Annotated in this window: 13 protein-coding genes; 8 read left to right on the forward strand and 5 right to left on the reverse strand. The window is 65.8% G+C overall.

Annotated features, from left to right (window positions below; translation table 11 throughout):
* Window positions 1-90: 90 nt before the first annotated feature.
* Both infA and aat read right to left on the reverse strand, forming a co-directional pair.
* Entirely contained in the window at window positions 91-309 is a 219-nt protein-coding gene (gene infA, locus AC5P6X_RS20360; RefSeq protein ID WP_005409596.1) for a translation initiation factor IF-1, read from the reverse strand.
* Between the two features lie 86 nt (window positions 310-395).
* A complete protein-coding gene (gene aat / locus AC5P6X_RS20365; protein ID WP_032966047.1) occupies window positions 396-1,136 on the reverse strand; it encodes a leucyl/phenylalanyl-tRNA--protein transferase in 741 nt (246 codons plus the stop codon).
* Between the two features lie 72 nt (window positions 1,137-1,208).
* Between aat and AC5P6X_RS20370 the strand changes: the two genes are divergently transcribed.
* Entirely contained in the window at window positions 1,209-2,483 is a 1,275-nt protein-coding gene (locus AC5P6X_RS20370; RefSeq protein ID WP_329755686.1) for a hypothetical protein, read from the forward strand.
* A gap of 123 nt (window positions 2,484-2,606) precedes the next feature.
* Here the strand turns inward: AC5P6X_RS20370 and AC5P6X_RS20375 are convergent, their stop codons facing one another.
* Window positions 2,607-3,731 carry a GNAT family N-acetyltransferase gene (locus tag AC5P6X_RS20375; protein WP_329755687.1) on the reverse strand — a complete coding sequence of 375 codons (1,125 nt, stop codon included), beginning with the start codon at window positions 3,729-3,731 and terminating at the stop codon, window positions 2,607-2,609.
* Between the two features lie 102 nt (window positions 3,732-3,833).
* Window positions 3,834-4,805 (reverse strand): thioredoxin-disulfide reductase, encoded by a 972-nt coding sequence (trxB, locus tag AC5P6X_RS20380; protein WP_005409600.1) that lies wholly within the window; start codon window positions 4,803-4,805, stop codon window positions 3,834-3,836.
* 233 nt (window positions 4,806-5,038) lie between these two features.
* Between trxB and AC5P6X_RS20385 the strand changes: the two genes are divergently transcribed.
* From AC5P6X_RS20385 to AC5P6X_RS20405, 5 genes are all read left to right on the forward strand, one after another.
* Window positions 5,039-7,399, forward strand: coding sequence for a DNA translocase FtsK (locus AC5P6X_RS20385; RefSeq protein WP_005413288.1), 2,361 nt, complete (start codon window positions 5,039-5,041; stop codon window positions 7,397-7,399).
* A gap of 39 nt (window positions 7,400-7,438) precedes the next feature.
* Window positions 7,439-9,382, forward strand: a complete 1,944-nt coding sequence (locus AC5P6X_RS20390) for a DUF3857 domain-containing protein (protein ID WP_005409602.1) — start codon at window positions 7,439-7,441, stop codon at window positions 9,380-9,382.
* 111 nt (window positions 9,383-9,493) lie between these two features.
* Window positions 9,494-10,132: an outer membrane lipoprotein periplasmic chaperone LolA gene (gene lolA / locus AC5P6X_RS20395; RefSeq protein WP_024958744.1), complete on the forward strand. Its 639-nt coding sequence runs from the start codon at window positions 9,494-9,496 to the stop codon at window positions 10,130-10,132.
* A gap of 251 nt (window positions 10,133-10,383) precedes the next feature.
* Window positions 10,384-11,682: a replication-associated recombination protein A gene (locus AC5P6X_RS20400; RefSeq protein WP_005413290.1), complete on the forward strand. Its 1,299-nt coding sequence runs from the start codon at window positions 10,384-10,386 to the stop codon at window positions 11,680-11,682.
* Window positions 11,683-11,826: 144 nt separating this feature from the next.
* Window positions 11,827-12,216, forward strand: a complete 390-nt coding sequence (locus tag AC5P6X_RS20405) for a DUF805 domain-containing protein (protein WP_049448147.1) — start codon at window positions 11,827-11,829, stop codon at window positions 12,214-12,216.
* A 73-nt stretch (window positions 12,217-12,289) separates the two neighbouring features.
* Here the strand turns inward: AC5P6X_RS20405 and AC5P6X_RS20410 are convergent, their stop codons facing one another.
* Entirely contained in the window at window positions 12,290-12,664 is a 375-nt protein-coding gene (locus AC5P6X_RS20410; RefSeq protein WP_329755688.1) for a hypothetical protein, read from the reverse strand.
* Window positions 12,665-13,110: 446 nt separating this feature from the next.
* On the opposite strand from AC5P6X_RS20410, the gene AC5P6X_RS20415 reads away from it, so the two are divergent.
* Window positions 13,111-13,443, forward strand: a complete 333-nt coding sequence (locus tag AC5P6X_RS20415; RefSeq protein WP_049448143.1) for a transposase — start codon at window positions 13,111-13,113, stop codon at window positions 13,441-13,443.
* 419 nt (window positions 13,444-13,862) lie between these two features.
* A partial coding sequence (locus AC5P6X_RS20420; RefSeq protein WP_495215588.1) for an ESPR-type extended signal peptide-containing protein occupies window positions 13,863-17,375 on the forward strand: 3,513 nt, incomplete at its 3' end.

Consider the following 17,375-nt stretch of genomic DNA (forward strand, 5'->3'; position numbering starts at 1 on the left):
ACGGTGACCTCCGGCAGGGCCGGATTCCGGGCATGACAAAAGGCCAGCAACCAGGGCTGGCCTTTTCGAGTGGCGCCAAGCGCCGACCGCTTACTTCATGCGGTAGGTGATACGACCCTTGGTCAGGTCATACGGGGTCATTTCAACCTTGACCCGGTCACCGGTGAGGATGCGGATGTAGTTCTTGCGCATGCGGCCGGAGATATGGGCGATGATTTCGTGCCCATTTTCCAGGCGAACGCGGAAAGTGGTGTTCGGCAGCGTCTCGCTGACGGTGCCCTCGAACTCGATGGAATCGTCTTTCGACATGTAGTCCTGTGCGGTTCAGAAAACGGCCACGCTGGGCCTAAGGCGCGGTATTTTACGCGTGACGGCGCCAGCTTGCAAAGTTTGTGTTAACCCCCGGCCAAACGCCGTGCTGGCAGGCGTCCAACCGCTTGGGTCCACGGGCCTTCCCGGCCGTCACCGCGCACGGCCCGGCGCACGTGCTGCAGGAATTCCGCGCGCGGCAGGTGCTCGGCGCCCATCCGCAGCAGGTGCGGATTCTCCACCTGGGCATCGATCAGTTCCCAGCCCCAACCATGCAGGGTGGATGCCAAGGCGGCCAGGGCGATCTTGGAGCCGCCGCTGGCACCACTGAACATGCTTTCGCCGAAGAACATCGACCCGATTGCCACCCCGTAGATGCCACCGACGAGGGTCTGCCGGTCCCAGACTTCAAACGAATGGGCAAAGCCCAGGTCGTGCAGCTGGCCGTAGGCCTCGACCATCGCCGGGCTGATCCAGGTGCCGTCCTGGCCGGGCCGCGGTGCTGCCGCACAGGCGCGCATCACGCGGCTGAAGGCGGTGTCGGCGGTGACCTCCCACGTACTGCTGCGTAGCTGGCGGCGGAACCGGCTGGACAGATGCACGCCCTCGGTGCGGAACACCATGCGCGGGTCCGGCGACCACCACAGGATCGGCTCGCCCTCGCTGAACCACGGAAAGATGCCGCCAGCGTAGGCATTGAGCAGGCGCACCGGGTGCAGGTCGCCGCCGACGGCGAGCAGGCCGTCGGGCTGGCGCAGCGCGGTCTCGGCTGGAGGAAAGGGGGCGTCCGGCGCATCAGCCAGGCGCCAGGGCAGCTGGCGGGTCATGCCCTCATTGTATTCGCCGTGGTGACCGCTGATGTCTGGCAACATCAGTGTCCAACGGCAAGGAGCCCACGCATGAGTGACGCGATCACCGCCATCCTCGATGTGCACGACAACCCGCGCACGTGCAACGACAGCCAGGGCATGCTGCTGGCGCTGGCGCTGGCGACTGAGCAGCCGGGTCAGCTCGGTGCGCTGATGCGGCTGGCCCTTGCCCGGCGTTCACCCAGCTCGGCCTTTCTCGACATGACGCTGGATCTGCTGCCCGACGAAGCGGTTGCGCCGGTCTGTGCCGAGGCCTGGCGTCGCTATCGTGATGGCGAGCGCGGTGAGCTGCTGGCCAGCGTGATCGAATTCGCCAGCTACCAGGCGCCGCAGGTGCTGCAGGACGACTGGGAGGCCTTGCTGGCGATTGCCAGTGAGAATGAGCTGCAGCTGGCTTCGCAGGTGTGGCGGGGCCTGCCGTCTGCCACTGCCGTGCAGTGGGCGCAGATTCTGGCCGAAGCCGATGACGATCGCGAAATGGCGCGGGCCAGGGCGCTGCTGCTCGCGGCGCAGCCCGAGAGCTATGCCGTTGCCCGCGGGTACCTTGCTGACTGGGGCGCGCTGGATGCTGAGGTCTGGGCGCATTGGGCCGGCGTGGCCGATGGGCCGCTGCCGCGCCGCTTGCATGGGGAGCGGCCGCTGCACATCCGCTTTGGCCGCGAGCAGCATCGCGCGCAGCAGGCGGACGAACCGAGCTGGCGCAAGCGTATCTGGCGTCTGCACCCGACCTGGAACGGTGGGCAGGTGCACCATGCGGGGCAGATGGGAGGGCCGCTGGAAGCGTTGTGTGGCAGCTGCCATGCACCGCTGCAGCGCCTGATGCGAACTGACGCTGCCGCGCTGCAGCCGGGCGCGGCGGGTGAGATCACGCTGGGCCTGTGTCTGGACTGCTGCGGCTGGGAAGACCCGCCCGTGCGCTTCTATCGCCACGATGCCGTCGGCCTGCCCAGCTGCCACCCAAGCCAGCGTCTGGAGGTGCCGGCCACGCCGATCGACAGCGGCGACCTGATGCGTGCCGAGATCGGCCTGGTCGCCATGGATACCATGCGGTGGCAGCAGCAGGACTGGGGCCAGTCCAACCATCGGCAGAACCTGTCGCGCGTGGGCGGCGCGCCCAGCTGGGTGCAGAGTGCCTGGTACCCGGCGTGCATCGATTGCGGCGAGGAGATGTCCTTCGTGATGCAGCTGGATTCGACGCTGCCGACCACGAGTGAGGGCACGCTGCTGTGGGGCAGCGGCGGCATGCTCTATACGTTCTGGTGCGCGACGTGTCGGGTGAGCGGGCACTTCTGGCAGTGCACCTGAGCACAGCGCCCTCGCCATTGTCCTGATAGGTGCCAACGTTGGTTGGCGCGCCCCACTGCCCTGGTAGGTGCCAACCTTGGTTGGCACGCTTCTCGGCGCCGCGCCAGTCGAGCCAGCTCGGCACTACGGCTCTATGCGGAACGGCCCATGCCCCTGCAGCTCCTGCTGGTAGCGCCGCACATCGCGCCGTTCCTGCCGGCACCAGTCCTGCAGTGCTTCTTCGAAATCCTCATCGGCCACCCAGTGCCGGCTGCGCACCAGCGTCGGCAGGAAGCCCCGCGCCAGCTTGTGCTCGCCCTGTGCACCCGGTTCGAATCGGGTCAGCCCTTCGCGCAGGCAGTATTCGATACCCTGGTAGTAGCAGGCCTCGAAGTGCAGGCCGGGCAGGGTGGCGCCGCCCCAGTAGCGGCCGTACAGGGTGTCGCCACCGCGCAGGCACAGCGCGCCGGCAATCGGCTCGCCGTCCTGTTCGGCCAGGAACAGCACCAGCCCGCGACCCAATGAAATGGCCAGATGGCGCAGGAAGGCCTCGGTCAGCGCCGGAGCGTTGCCGTATTCGAGGAAGGTCTGCAGATAGAAGCGGTACATTGCCTGCAGGTCGGCGCGGCTGGCTTCATCGCCGTGCACCACGCGGAAGGTGATGCCCTGGCGGGTGACCTTGGCCCGTTCCTGGCGGATGTTCTTGCGATGCTTGTGGTTCATCGCGCCAAGGAACTGCTCGAACGTGGCCCAATCGCCCGGGTTCTGCCACTGGAACTGCACGTCTTCGCGCAGCAGCCAGTCATCGCCGAACAGCGCCTCGTCCACTGCGGTGTGGAAGTTGATATGGGCCGAGGACACGTCCAGTGCCGGCAGCGTCTCGCGCAATGCCGGCAGCAAGGTGGCGCGATCTGAATCGTGACGGGCCAGCAACCGCGGGCCGGTGACCGGTGAGTACGGCACCGCGCCCAGCCACTTCGGATAGTAGTCGCGGCCATGACGGGCATACGCGTTGGCCCACGCATGGTCGAACACGAACTCGCCGTGCGAATTGGTCTTCAGGTAGCCCGGAATGGCGCCGACCAAGCTGTCGCCTTCCCAGAGCGTGAAGTGCCGGGGCTGCCAGCCCCAGTCCTCGCGCAGGCAGCCGTGCTGTTCAAGGCCTGAGAGGAAGGCGTGGCTGACGAAGGGGTTCTCCCCGTCGTGCAGGGCATTCCAGTCGGTGGCGGGGATGGACTGCAGGGAGTCGAGGAAGCGGGGGGAAGGCATGAGGGAAGGATAGGGCAGATGAAACAGAAAGGCCGACGCACTGGCGTCGGCCTTTCATCCGGAGTCGGGCGTGGCTCGGCCCTACAGGAGCGGGTCAGCCTCTCAGCTGGCCTTGCCCTGTGCGTCCAGGTAGCGCTCGGCATCCAGCGCGGCCATGCAGCCGAAGCCGGCCGAGGTGATCGCCTGGCGGTAGTGCTGGTCGGCCACGTCGCCGGCGGCGAACACGCCTTCCACCGAGGTCTGGGTGGCATTGCCGCCTAGGCCCGAGCGGATTTCCAGGTAGCCGTTGTTCATCGCCAGCTGGCCATCGAACAGGGTGGTGTTCGGGTGGTGGCCGATGGCCACGAAGAAGCCGTGGGCGTCGATGTCGCGGGTGCTGCCGTCCAGGGTGGACTTCACGCGCACGCCGGTCACGCCGGCATCATTGCCCAGCACTTCTTCCACCTGGTGGTGCCAGACGGTCTCGATCTTGCCTTCGGCCACCTTCTTGAACAGCTTGTCCTGCATGATCTTTTCCGCCTTCAGTGTGTCGCGGCGGTGGACCAGGTAGACCTTGCGGGCGATGTTGGACAGGTACAGGGCCTCTTCCACGGCGGTGTTGCCGCCACCGACCACGACCACGTCCTGGTCGCGGTAGAAGAAGCCGTCACAGGTGGCGCAGGCGGACACACCGCGGCCCTTGAACTCGTCTTCGGTCGGGATGCCCAGGTACTTGGCGGTGGCGCCGGTGGCGATGATCAGCGCATCGCAGGTGTACTCGTGGCTGTCGCCGATCAGCTTGAACGGACGCTGCGACAGGTCGGCGGTGTGGATGTGGTCGAAAATGACCTCGGTCTCGAAGCGCTCGGCATGGGCCTGCATGCGCGCCATCAGGTCCGGGCCCATCAGGCCGTGGGCGTCACCCGGCCAGTTGTCCACCTCGGTGGTGGTCATCAGCTGGCCGCCCTGCTGCAGGCCGGTGATGACGACCGGCTTCAGGTTGGCGCGGGCGGCGTAGACGGCGGCGGTCCAACCGGCCGGGCCGGAACCGAGGATGACGAGGCGCTGGTGGCGGGAGGGCAGGCTGGTGCTCATGTAAACTCGCGAAAAGGTAGATGGGACAAGGCGCTGGCGATGTTTGCGCAGCATCCTTGGCTGGTCATAGAGTGGCGGCTGGGGCAGGGCGATTCAAGCCGATGAACGGAACGCCGTCATCCAGCAGTGGTTTCGGCCCCCGGATTGGCCTGCCGGACGTCGCATAACTGAAAACTGACGCCGTCTCATTTATTATCAATCACTAACAGCGCATTCCAAAGGTATGGTCTAAGGTGGCGAAGCAGGTCCCCGAACGCTCCAAGTCCGACGACAGCAAGGCGTCACGTCGCACGGCCGCGGCGGCGACGACCGACAATCCACGCCGCCAGCGTCTCTGGCGCGATCTGGGCCTGATCGCCATCGCGCCGGCCCTGCTGTACCTGGCGGCCAGTCTTTTCACCTATTCAGCGACTGATCCGGGCTGGTCGCATACCGGCAGCGTGGTCGCGCCGGTGCACAATCTGGGTGGCCGCGCCGGGGCCTGGATCGCCGACGTGCTGCTGCAGCTGTTCGGCTACATCGCCTTCCTGCTGCCGGTGGTGCTCGGCGCGCTGGCGTGGATCGCCATGTTCGGGCTCAAGCGCGAGAGCAAGGGCGAGAACGACCTGGATCCTGCGCTGCGCCTGGTCGGCCTGGTCGGTTTCCTCATCGCTGGCACCGGCTTCCTGCACGTGCGCCTGTTCAGTGGCGACGTCTCCAGTGCCGGCGGCATCCTCGGCAAGCTGGTGGGCAATTCGCTTACGGTGGGCTTCGGCGCGCTGGGCGCCAACCTGTTCGTGCTGGTGCTGCTGCTGGCCTCGATCACCCTGGCCACCGGGCTGTCCTGGTTCACGGTGATGGAGAAGATCGGCCGTGGCGTGATGTCGCTGGCGCCGTTGCTGGAACGCAAGAAGGAAGAAGTCACCGAGTGGAAGCAGACCCGGGTGATGCGCGAGGAGCGCCAGGAAGTGCGCAAGGCCGACGCCGAGGTGCGCGCCAAGCGCGAACCGGTGAAGATCGAGCCGCGTCCGGAGCCGGTGATCGAGAAGAGCGATCGGGCCAAGCGCGATACCCAGATTCCGATGTTCCGCGGCGTCAACGGTGATGGCTCGGACCTGCCGCCGCTGGCACTGCTGGATGATCCCAAGCCGCAGCCCAAGGGCTACGACGAAGAGACGCTGGAGACCCTGTCGCGGCAGATCGAGTTCAAGCTGAAGGACTTCCGCATCGATGCGCAGGTGGTCGGCGCCAATCCCGGCCCGGTCATCACCCGCTTCGAGATCGAGCCGGCACCGGGCATCAAGGTCAGCCAGATCAGTTCGCTGGACAAGGACATCGCGCGCGGCTTGTCGGTGAAGTCGGTGCGCGTGGTCGACGTCATTCCGGGCAAGTCGGTGATCGGCCTGGAAATCCCCAACGTCACCCGCGAGATGATCTTCCTGTCCGAGCTGCTGCGCTCGAAGGAATATGACAAGTCGGCCAGTGTGCTGACCCTGGCGCTGGGCAAGGACATCGCCGGTCGCCCGACCGTGGCCGACCTGGCACGCATGCCGCATCTGCTGGTGGCCGGTACCACCGGTTCGGGCAAGTCGGTGGCGGTCAACGCGATGGTGCTGAGCCTGTTGTTCAAGGCCTCGCCGAAAGACCTGCGGATGCTGATGATCGACCCGAAGATGCTCGAACTGAGCGTCTACCAGGGCATCCCGCACCTGCTGGCACCTGTGGTCACCGACATGAAGGAGGCCGCGAACGGCCTGCGCTGGTGCGTGGCCGAGATGGAGCGCCGCTACAAGCTGATGAGCGCAGTGGGCGTGCGCAACCTGGCCGGCTTCAACAAGAAGGTGAAGGAAGCCCAGGACGCAGGACAGCCGCTGATGGACCCGCTGTTCAAGCCGAACCCGGAGCTCGGCGAGGCACCGCGTCCGCTGGAAACGCTGCCGTTCATCGTCATCTTCATCGACGAATTCGCCGACATGATGATGATCGTCGGCAAGAAGGTGGAAGAGCTGATCGCGCGCCTGGCGCAGAAGGCGCGTGCGGCCGGCATCCACCTGATCCTGGCCACGCAGCGCCCGTCGGTGGACGTGATCACCGGCCTGATCAAGGCCAACATCCCGACCCGTATCGCCTTCCAGGTCAGCTCCAAGATCGACTCGCGCACCATCCTCGACCAGTCCGGCGCGGAAACACTGCTGGGCCACGGCGACATGCTGTACCTGCCGCCGGGCACCGCGCTGCCCGAGCGCGTGCATGGTGCGTTCGTGTCCGACGATGAAGTGCATCGCGTGGTCGAGCACCTCAAGGCGATGGGCCCTGCCGACTATGTGGACGGCGTGCTGGACGAAGTGCAGACGATGGGCGACGGCGTGGTCGTCGGCGCCACCGGCCTGCCCGAGAACAGTTCGTCCGGCGACGAGTCCGACCCGTTGTATGACGAAGCACTGCGGGTGGTCACCGAGACCCGCCGTGCATCGATTTCCGGCGTGCAGCGCCGGCTGAAGATCGGCTACAACCGTGCAGCGCGACTGATCGAGGCCATGGAAGCGGCCGGCGTGGTCAGCCCGCCCGAGCACAATGGCGACCGCACGGTGCTGGCACCGCCGCCGCCGAAGTAAGACCCGACGTATCCCCCACGACGTCCAAGGAACCGACGCATGCTTCACCCCGTACCAAGCGCGCTGGCACTGGCGCTGGCAGCCTTCCTGGCTGCCGGCCCGGCACTGGCAGACACCGCCACCTCCGCGCCCGCCACGGCGCCGCCTTCCACCAGCGGCGATACCGAAGCCAGCAATAACTTCAGCATTGTCCGTTACCGCGCCGACTACCAGGTGCGGCCGGATGCCGGCAATGTGCAGACCGAAACCTACGAAGTGCTGCTCAAGACCAAGGCCTCGGTCGAGCAGTTCAGCCAGGTGCGGCTGAGCTACAGCGAGAAGATGGAAACCCTGGAGGTGCTTGGCGCCTACACCATCACCGCCGACGGCCAGCGCCGTGACGTGCCGGCCGACCGCATCTACACCCAGGAAAGCTACTCCAGCGCCTCGGCGGCGATGTATGCCGACCGCAAGGTGCGGGTGATCGTGTTCCCGAACCTGGCCCCGGGCACCCGTCTGTACTACCAGGTGCGCCGCACCCAGGCCACGCCGTACTTCCCGGGCTATTTCGGCCTGTGGGAGACCTTCAATGTGTTCACCGAGTACGAGGACGCCGAAGTTACCCTGAGTGCGCCGGCCAACCTGCCGATGTTCATCGACAGCCGCGGCGTGCAGGGCAGCGATCGGCCGACGGTGAAGAATGGCCAGGCGCAGTGGCGCTGGCGCTACCAGCGTCGCGAGGCGATGCCGGCGCAGAACTGGTCGGCGGCGGGCTGGGAGTTCGGCCCGAACATCATGGCCAGTACCTATCGTGACTGGTCGCAGATGGGTCGCGCCTACCAGCTCAAGGCGGGCCCGGCGGCCGAGGTGACCCCGGCGCTGCAGGCGCTGGCTGATGAGATTACCGCTGGTATCAGCGACCGCCGCGAGCAGGCTGATGCGCTGTATCGCTGGGTTGCGCAGAACATCCGCTACGTGGCGGTGTACCTGGGCAATGGCGGGCTGGAGCCGAACAGCGCGCAGAGCATCCTCGACAACCACTATGGTGACTGCAAGGACCATGTGACGATCCTGGAGGCGCTGCTGGCGGCCAAGGGCATCGCCAGCTCGCCGGTGCTGATCGGTGCGGGCGGTGGCCCGACGTTGCCGAAGATTCCGGTGCTGGGCCGCTTCAACCACGCCATCACCTACATTCCCGAGTTTGATCTGTACCTGGATTCGACCACCGCGTGGGCGCGCTTCGGTCAGCTGCCGGAAGGTGATCTGGGTGCGCCGGTGATGCGTACCCGTGACGCCACGCTGGCGCGCACCCCGGCCAACACGCCGGAGCGTAACGCCACCTCGATGGAAGTACGTTTCACCTTCGACGCCAACGGCAACCTGCGCGGCGAGACCATTCCGAAACTGGGCGAGAACGCCGAGATCGGCATGCGTGCCCAGTTCTCCCAGCTCAACGCGCAGAACCGTGCGCGCGCTGAAGAGCAGATCATGGCCGCCTCCGGTTTCGATGGGCGAGGGCAGCTGCAGATCCAGGGCGTGCCGGTCGATCTGACCCGGCCGTTTGGCTATCGCATGGCGTTCCAGGCCGAGGACTACGCCGACTTCAGCGTGGCCGGCGGCATGGCCGTGCCGGACCCGCCGGGTGGCGAATCGGTGCGTGGCTTGTACGCCACCGCCTCGGCGCCGGCCAACGAGACACCGTTCTACTGCAATGCCAGCCTGCGCGAGGAAACCTATCGCCTGCAGTTCCCGGCCAATGCGCCGATCATCGCCATCCCGGCCAGCCAGCGTTTCGCCAATGCCGCCGGCGAGTACCGGGTGGACTGGAGTCGCGAGGGCCAGGAGGTGATCGTGCACCACCGCTTGCAGCAGAATGCAGTGCGTGGGCCAGAGGCGTTATGCCAGCCGCAGGACTATCCGGCGTTCCGCGCGCTGTATCGCGAAGTGCGGCGTGGCTTCCGCGGCCAGGTGCTGTACGGCAAGCTGCCGGGATCCGGTGGCTGAATCGCCGATGGACGTTCAGGGCGGCATAATGTCGCCCTGATCGCCCATTCATCTTTCCCCGGGCACACTGGCAACCACCTTTCCTAGCGCCCGCGCCTACAGGATTCCCGCATGAACTTCCGCTTCCGCCGTTTCCTTGCCACCACCACCCTGGCCGTGGCCTGCGCCGCCGCCGGCAGCGCCTGGGCTGGCGCCCGCGACGACCTGAAGACCTTCACCAGCGGCCTGAAGGGCCTGGATGGCCAGTTCAGCCAGCAGGTGTTCGACAGCCGTGGCAAGGTGAAGGAATCGACCAGTGGCCGTGTGGCGCTGTCGGCGCCGCGCCTGTTCCGTTGGGAATACGTGCGCCCGCACGAGCAGCTGATCGTGGCCGACGGCAGGAAGGTCTGGATGTACGAGCCGGACCTGGAGCAGGCCACCGTGCGCGAGCAGGGCAAGGAAGAGCAGAACAGCCCGCTGACCGCGCTGATCAATCCGGCGCTGCTGGAGCAGCAGTACGACGTCAGCGAAGAGGCCGCGCAGCGCGACGGCCTGCAGTGGCTGTCGCTGTCGCCGAAGCGCGAGACCGAAGCCAGCTTCCAGTACGCCGCGCTGGGCTTCAACGCGCAGGGGCTGGCCAAGATGGAAATCACCGATGCGGTTGGCCAGCGTACCGTGATCAGCTTCAGTGGCTGGAAGCGCAACCCGGGCTTCGCCGCCGGCACCTTCAGCTTTACGCCGCCGAAGGGCACTGACGTCATCGGTAATTGATGGTGGTCGCCGGGCATGGCCTGGCCCTACCTGCTCTGGTGGGTGCCAACCGGCACCGCCTTGGTGGGTGTCAACCTTGGTTGACACGCTGTTGATCTGCCGGCCAGCGGCCGGCACTACCAGACATCGCGTCCCACCCGCCGGGCACGGCCCGGCGCTACCGTTTGGCGGCGCGGTACAATGACCGGGTGCCAAGACATCGCTCCACTTCATTCCCCGGACCCGATCTGCTGAGCGTCGATCGGGAACACATGCGCCCGCTGGCCGAGCGCATGCGCCCTCGCACCCTGGACGAAATGGTCGGGCAGAAGCGCCTGCTGGCGCCGGACAGTGCGCTGCGCCGCGCGGTCGAATCCGGTCGCGTGCATTCGATGATCCTGTGGGGGCCGCCGGGCTGCGGCAAGACCACGCTGGCGCTGCTGCTGGCCGAGTACGCTGATGCGGAATTCCGCGCCATCTCTGCCGTGCTGTCCGGCCTGCCGGAGGTGCGCCAGGTGCTGGCCGAGGCCGCGCAACGCTTCGCCGAAGGCCGCCGCACCGTGCTGTTCGTGGATGAGGTGCACCGCTTCAACAAGGCGCAGCAGGATGCGTTCCTGCCGCATATCGAGCGCGGCACCATCCTGTTCGTCGGTGCCACCACCGAGAATCCATCCTTCGAGCTGAATTCGGCGCTGCTGTCGCGTTGCCGCGTGCATGTGCTGGAAGGCGTTTCGCCCACAGACATCGTTGAGGCGCTGGAGCGTGCGCTGGGTGACCGCGAACGCGGCCTGGGTGAAGAGCACATCGAGGTCGCTCCCGAGCTGCTGCTGGAAATTGCGACCGCCGCCGACGGCGACGTGCGCCGTGCGCTGACCCTGCTGGAGATCGCCGCCGAGCTGGCGGGCGGGGAGGGTGGGCGCATCACGCCGCAGACCCTGACCCAGGTGCTGGCCGATCGCACCCGTCGCTTCGACAAGGGCGGCGAGCAGTTCTACGACCAGATCTCGGCACTGCACAAGTCGGTACGCAGTTCCAACCCGGATGCCGCACTGTACTGGCTGACCCGCATGCTCGATGGCGGCTGCGATCCGTCTTACCTGGCGCGCCGGCTGACCCGCATGGCCATCGAGGATATCGGCCTGGCCGACCCGCGTGCGCAGAGCATGGCGCTGGAAGCGTGGGACATCTATGAGCGACTGGGCAGTCCGGAGGGCGAACTCGCGTTCGCCCAACTGGTGCTTTATCTGGCCAGCACGGCGAAGTCGAATGCCGGCTATGCGGCCTTCAACCAGGCCAAGTCCGATGTGCGCGAGAGCGGCACAGAAGAAGTGCCGCTGCACCTGCGCAATGCGCCGACCAAGCTGATGAAGGAACTGGGCTACGGCGCCGAGTACCAGTATGACCACGATGCGGAGGGTGGCATCGCGCTCGACCAGACCGGTTTCCCGGATGCGATGGGCGAACGGGTGTACTACAACCCGGTGCCGCGCGGGCTGGAAATCAAGTTGAAGGAAAAGCTGGATCGTTTGCGCGCCGAGCGTGAGGCGGCAAGGGCCGCGAAGGGCCGCTGACCCGGTTCATGTGGCGTCGAGCCATGCTCGACTGCTTTTCGCAGCACTTCACGGCTCCTGACAGCCGAGCATGGCTTGGCTCTACATTGTCCTGCACGCGTTCATTTGGCACACTGCGCGGCTACTTTTTCAAGGATCGATGCCGTGCAGGAAATGATTCTGCCGTTGAAGCGCTACGCCCAGTTCGAGGGCCGCGCCAACCGCCGCGAATACTGGATGTACCAGCTGTTCCTGTTCCTGGTCGCAACCGCGGTGATGCTGCTGGCTGGCGTGCTGGCGATCCTCCTGCGCAACAGTGCCGATGCACTGGCTGGCATCCTGATCGGCATGGTGGTGCTGCTGTGTGTGATGTGGCTGGCCACGATCGTGCCACTGATCGCCGTGACCGTGCGCCGCCTACATGACTGCAACCAGTCGGGCTGGTTGTACCTGCTGGCATTGGTGCCGGGTGGGGGCATCGTGATCCTGATCTTCGCGCTGCTGCCGGGCACGCCGCAGGAGAACATTTATGGTCCGGTTCCTACGGGGCCGTGATGATGCATGAGTCGAGCATGGCTCGACGCTACAGAGGCAAAGAAATGAAGCCGGCATTTTGCCGGCTTCAGCTTTACTTGACGGCGCAATCGCCGAAGGACAGGTAATCGGTGCCCGAGCTGAACTGCAGCGTGCAGCTGGCGGTGAAAGTCGCGCCTTCTTCCAGTGCGCCCAGCTTGGCCGCCTGCTGTTCGTCGTCGCTGGTCAGCCGGGCCAGGACATTGCCCTGGTCATCGCCGGCCTCGATCAGTGGCTCGCCCGCCAGGTTGCTGGAAACGCTCAGTGCTACGGCAGTGAATGTCACCGTCTGGTTGAGTTGGTCCATGCCCAGTGACGAATTGCCGGCCTCTTCAAAGGCCTGGTAGAGCGTTGGGAGATCCTGCGCGGCATGGGCGGCCAACGGCGCGAGCAGGCCGAGGGTAAGGGCGATCAGTGCGGTGTGCTTCAAGGGTTCTCACAATCATGGGATCCAATCCCATGGCGGTTGTGGCGCGAATGGGCGCGGCCAGCACGGCGGTGAGCTACCCGACGTCCGGCTGCGCTGGAAGCAGGGCGATCCAATGCCCTGTTGGGCTGCAACATAGGGGAAGTACCGCGTCCTGTTCAACTGGAGCGTCCGCTCGCAACGGCGAGGCCGAGGCTCGATTCAAGCCTTCCGGACCTGCTGTTCGTGCAGATCGGGCATGGCCGGCTGACCTGTGCCGGTGTACAGACCGGCGCACCGGCGAAATTGAGAATGAATGAGACGGGCGTAATTGAGCCTTGCCGCGATCTTCACCTAGGGTGACGCGCCGTGCAGCGTGCAGCGTGCACGCGCGCCGTCGACCATGGGGTCGTCGCGGCCCTTCCTACCTGTCCATAACCATGAAGCCACATCCGCTTGCCAGCAGCCGCATGAGCGAACTGCAATGGAGCGAGGTCAAACGTCACCTGGCCCTCCCGCTGCGCGCACGCGTCCACCGCCGGGATGATGCCTATCGGCAATTCATCGAGGCCGTACTTTGGGTTGCGAGGGGAAATGCCCCCTGGGCCAGCATCCCCGAAGAGGCCGGGCCGTGGCGTCCGATCTATGTCCGCTATGTCCGCTGGGCGGAGTTGGGGTACTGGGCCGACGTTTGTGATGGACTCGGGGTGAACAGCCCCCTGGGTGCGGCGCTGCGCGCCCATGTAGAGCGCAGCCGGGCCCGCAGTGAATGGCGGCAGCAGCGGCGAGGCGCCGTTTCCTGATGTTCTTTGTGCTGCCTGTTTCGCTAGCAACACATTGAAAAGTCTGGGAAAAATTTCGAATGAGATGGAATGAGAACGAATGAGCGGGCCCTAGATGTCGCGCTGGCCTGCGGTTCCTAGCATTCCGTTCCATGGCACTCGATATGTGCCTTTTGTCTCATTCACACGGACTGACAGATGAAAGCGATGTCTTCTCGCCCCAGCGGGCGACTGCTGTTGCTCGACGGGCAGGATTGTCCGGTTCCGCCGCCGGACTGATCCCGGCCGCACCCGGACGGTCCGCCAAGGCTCCAGTCCGATCCTCTTGAAGCGTTCCTGTCCCGATGCCGCGCCGAGCGGCGCGGCTGGGCGGGTGCGCGTCCCGATTTCGCCAGGCCGCGCGTGCCCGGTCAACGTTTCGATAGATAAGGATCCATAACATGAACAGAATTTTCAGCAAAGTCTGGAGTAAGGCGCTGGGCAGGCTGGTTGTAGCGTCCGAGCTGGCGTCGCGCCAGGGTTCGGGTACCAGCCGTGGTGCCACGGTTTCCGCAGGGCCGATCAACCGAAGCCTGCTCGGTGCTGCGGTGGTTGCCGCAATGATGGGGCTGCCGACCGAGGTGCTGGCAGGTAATGGTATCCATATCAATTCGGGTTCCGATGGCGAATGCGTGAGCATCAACGAGCCGGGATGGAGCCCCTTTACACAGACCCAGACGCAGCTGCTGAACAACAACATCAATTTCAAGGACACCGATCCCAAATGCGGTGCCTTTCCGAACTCACCCAACGGAGTACTGTTTTATCGTCCGGCGGCAGTGGATGGCGTGGGAGCAACATCACTCGGCTTGGGTGGGGATCTATGGGTCAATGGAAAAGTCAGCCTGAACCCGACTGGTCTTGCCAGGATCGACGTCAAAAGCCTTGCATTTGGTCTCAATGCTACGGCGACTAACGCTAACGATTGGGCAATTGGTGAAGGTGCCAAAGCGGACTCCGCTGAGAAGAGGGACGCGGAAACCGGCGCTGCCGGCAACGCCTTGGCAATTGGTAACAACTCGTTGGCCGAGCACACGGAAGCACTGGCTTTGGGACTTAGCACGAGAGCGCGAGCCCCGCTCTCGACTGCAGTGGGCCGCAGTGCCAGTATCGGTGCCGGCGGTCACTCCGCAACAGCAGTTGGGCGTTTTGCTCAAGCAAATGGGCACAGCACTACCGCAATTGGTCGTGACACGATCGCACGGGCCGAGCAGTCCACGGCGGTCGGGTATGGCGCGAGAACCGGCAACAATGCCAGCCGAGCCGTGGCGATCGGTGCGAGTGCTCAGGCGATTGGATTGGAATCGCTGGCGATGGGTAGCGGCGCAATGGTCAGCGCCGGGATGAACAATGCAGTTGCCATTGGCAAGGATTCACGGGGTAACGCCGCCGACACGGTCGCGATCGGCGTCGGGGCGGTGGCCGAACACTTCAACAGCGTTGCGCTCGGTACGGCTGCGCGGACTGCTCCGCATCGCGTTGTTTCGCCGACGGACCTCAATGGCACACGCTACAACTTCCTGCCCCCGGGCCTTGCAGAAGCGAATGTGAATGGCGTCGTCAGCGTGGGCAGCGAAGCCGTATCCCGACAGCTCGTCAATGTCGCTCCGGGCGTGCTCGATGCGACCAGCTACGACGCCGTCAATGGCTCGCAGCTGTTTGCCGCGTATCAGGAAATCAATAAGTTGGGTCAGAAGGACGTAGCGCTGGCTGCCAAGGACGCCGAGCTGGAGGATCGCCTGAACAAACTGCCCAAGGGCATCGATGGCGCAACGGTGGCAGCGGCAATCGGTCCAGGTACACAAGTGGATGGTAATGGCAGGCTTTCTCTGCCGCAGCTGGCGCTCAAGAGCCTCGGTCGACAACCCGATGACGTCACCGTCCCGGCGGCGCAGCCGACGTCGCTGCTCGGCGCCATTGACGCGTTGGATGGGGAGATGGTCAAGATAAACGGCGCACTAGGCGTGCTGTTCGACAATGCACTGCTGTGGCATGAGACCGAAGGTGCGTACTCTGCCCAAAAAGGCGCTGCCCCCGGAGCCAATCGAATCGCCAATGTTGCTGCAGGAACCGGCACGCAGGACGCCGTGAACGTGGGTCAGTTGCGGGAGGTGGAGCGCACCGCGCAGGACGCCGGGTCGGCGGCGTCCACTGCCCAGCGTGCTGCGGACGCCGCGCAGGCCACCGCCGACGAGGCCAAGGCGGCAGCCGGTTCGGCCAGCACGCAGCTGGCGGGTATCGGCCCGCAGGAAACCGTCGCCGGCCGGATCAAGGATGCGGGCCAGTCCGTGGCCAATGCCCTGGGCGGCGGCGCCAGCGCCAACGCCGACGGCACCGTGTCTGCGCCGTCTTATGGTGTGGCTGCCATCAATGCCGATGGCAGCATCGGCGAGGTGACCCAGCACGGTAACGTTGGCGGCGCGCTGACCGCATTGGATCAGAACATCGGCACGGTCAATGAGCGCGTGGATGGCCTGGCGCGTGACAGCCTCCGCTGGAACGAAGACCTGGGCGCCTACGATGCCGCCCGTGATGGGCAGGCAAGCAGCCAGATCGCCAATGTCGCGGCCGGTGTAAAAACGACCGATGCAGTGAATGTCGGCCAGCTCAACGTGGTGGATCAGGCTGCCAAGGTGGCGCAGTCGGCGGCCCAGGCCGCGCAGTTTACGGCAGACGGTGCGCAGCGCACGGCCGACGGCGCGGCTTCGGCGGCCAGCCAGGCACAGGCAACCGCCGATTCGGCGGCGAGTGCTGCTAACGCAGCGGCTGCCGATGCCGGCAATGCGCAGCGTGCGGCGGACGCGGCGCAGGTCACTGCCAACGAGGCGAAGGCGGCAGCCGGTGCGGCCAATACGCAGCTGGCGGGTATCGGCCCGCAGGAAACCGTCGCCGGCCGCATCAAGGATGCGGGCCAGTCCGTGGCCGATGCCCTGGGCGGCGGCGCCAGCGCCAACGCCGACGGCAGCGTGTCCGCGCCGTCTTATGGCGTGGCTGCCATCAATGCCGATGGCAGCACCGGCGAGGTGACCCAGCACGGCAACGTTGGCGGCGCTCTGGGCGCGCTCGATCAGAACATCGGCACGGTCAATGACCGCGTCGACGGCCTGGCGCGTGACAGCCTCCGCTGGAACGAAGACCTGGGCGCCTATGATGCCGCCCATGACGGGCAGGCAAGCAGCCAGATTGCAAACGTCGCGGCCGGTGTGAAAGCGACCGATGCAGTGAATGTCGGCCAGCTCAACACGGTCGATCAGGCCGCCAAGGCGGCGCAGTCGGCGGCCCAGGCCGCGCAGTCTACGGCCGACGCGGCCGGTGTTGCGGCCGATGGTGCACAGCGCACGGCCGACGGGGCGGCGTCTGCGGCCAACCAGGCACAGGCAACCGCCGATTCGGCGGTGAATGCTGCTGCTGCGGCGGCTACCGATGCCGGCAATGCGCAGCGTGCGGCGGACGCGGCGCAGGTCACCGCCAACGAGGCGAAGGCGGCAGCCGGTTCGGCCAGCACGCAGCTGGCGGGTATCGGCCCGCAGGAAACCGTCGCCGGCCGGATCAAGGACGCGGGCCAGTCCGTGGCCAATGCCCTGGGCGGCGGCGCCAGCGCCAACGCCGACGGCAGCGTGTCTGCGCCGTCTTATGGCGTGGCTGCCATCGATGCCGATGGCAGCGTTGGCGAGGTGACCCAGCACGGTAACGTTGGTGGCGCGCTGAGCGCGCTCAATCAGAACATCGGCACGGTCAATGACCGCGTCGACGGCCTGGCGCGTGACAGCCTTCGCTGGAACGAAGACCTGGGCGCCTACGATGCCGCCCATGATGGGCAGGCAAGCAGCCAGATCGCCAACGTCGCGGCCGGCGTGAAAACGACCGATGCAGTCAATGTCGGCCAGCTCAACACGGTCGATCAGGCCGCCAAG

This window comes from Stenotrophomonas sp. YJH_SMC_40 (genome assembly GCF_059368615.1).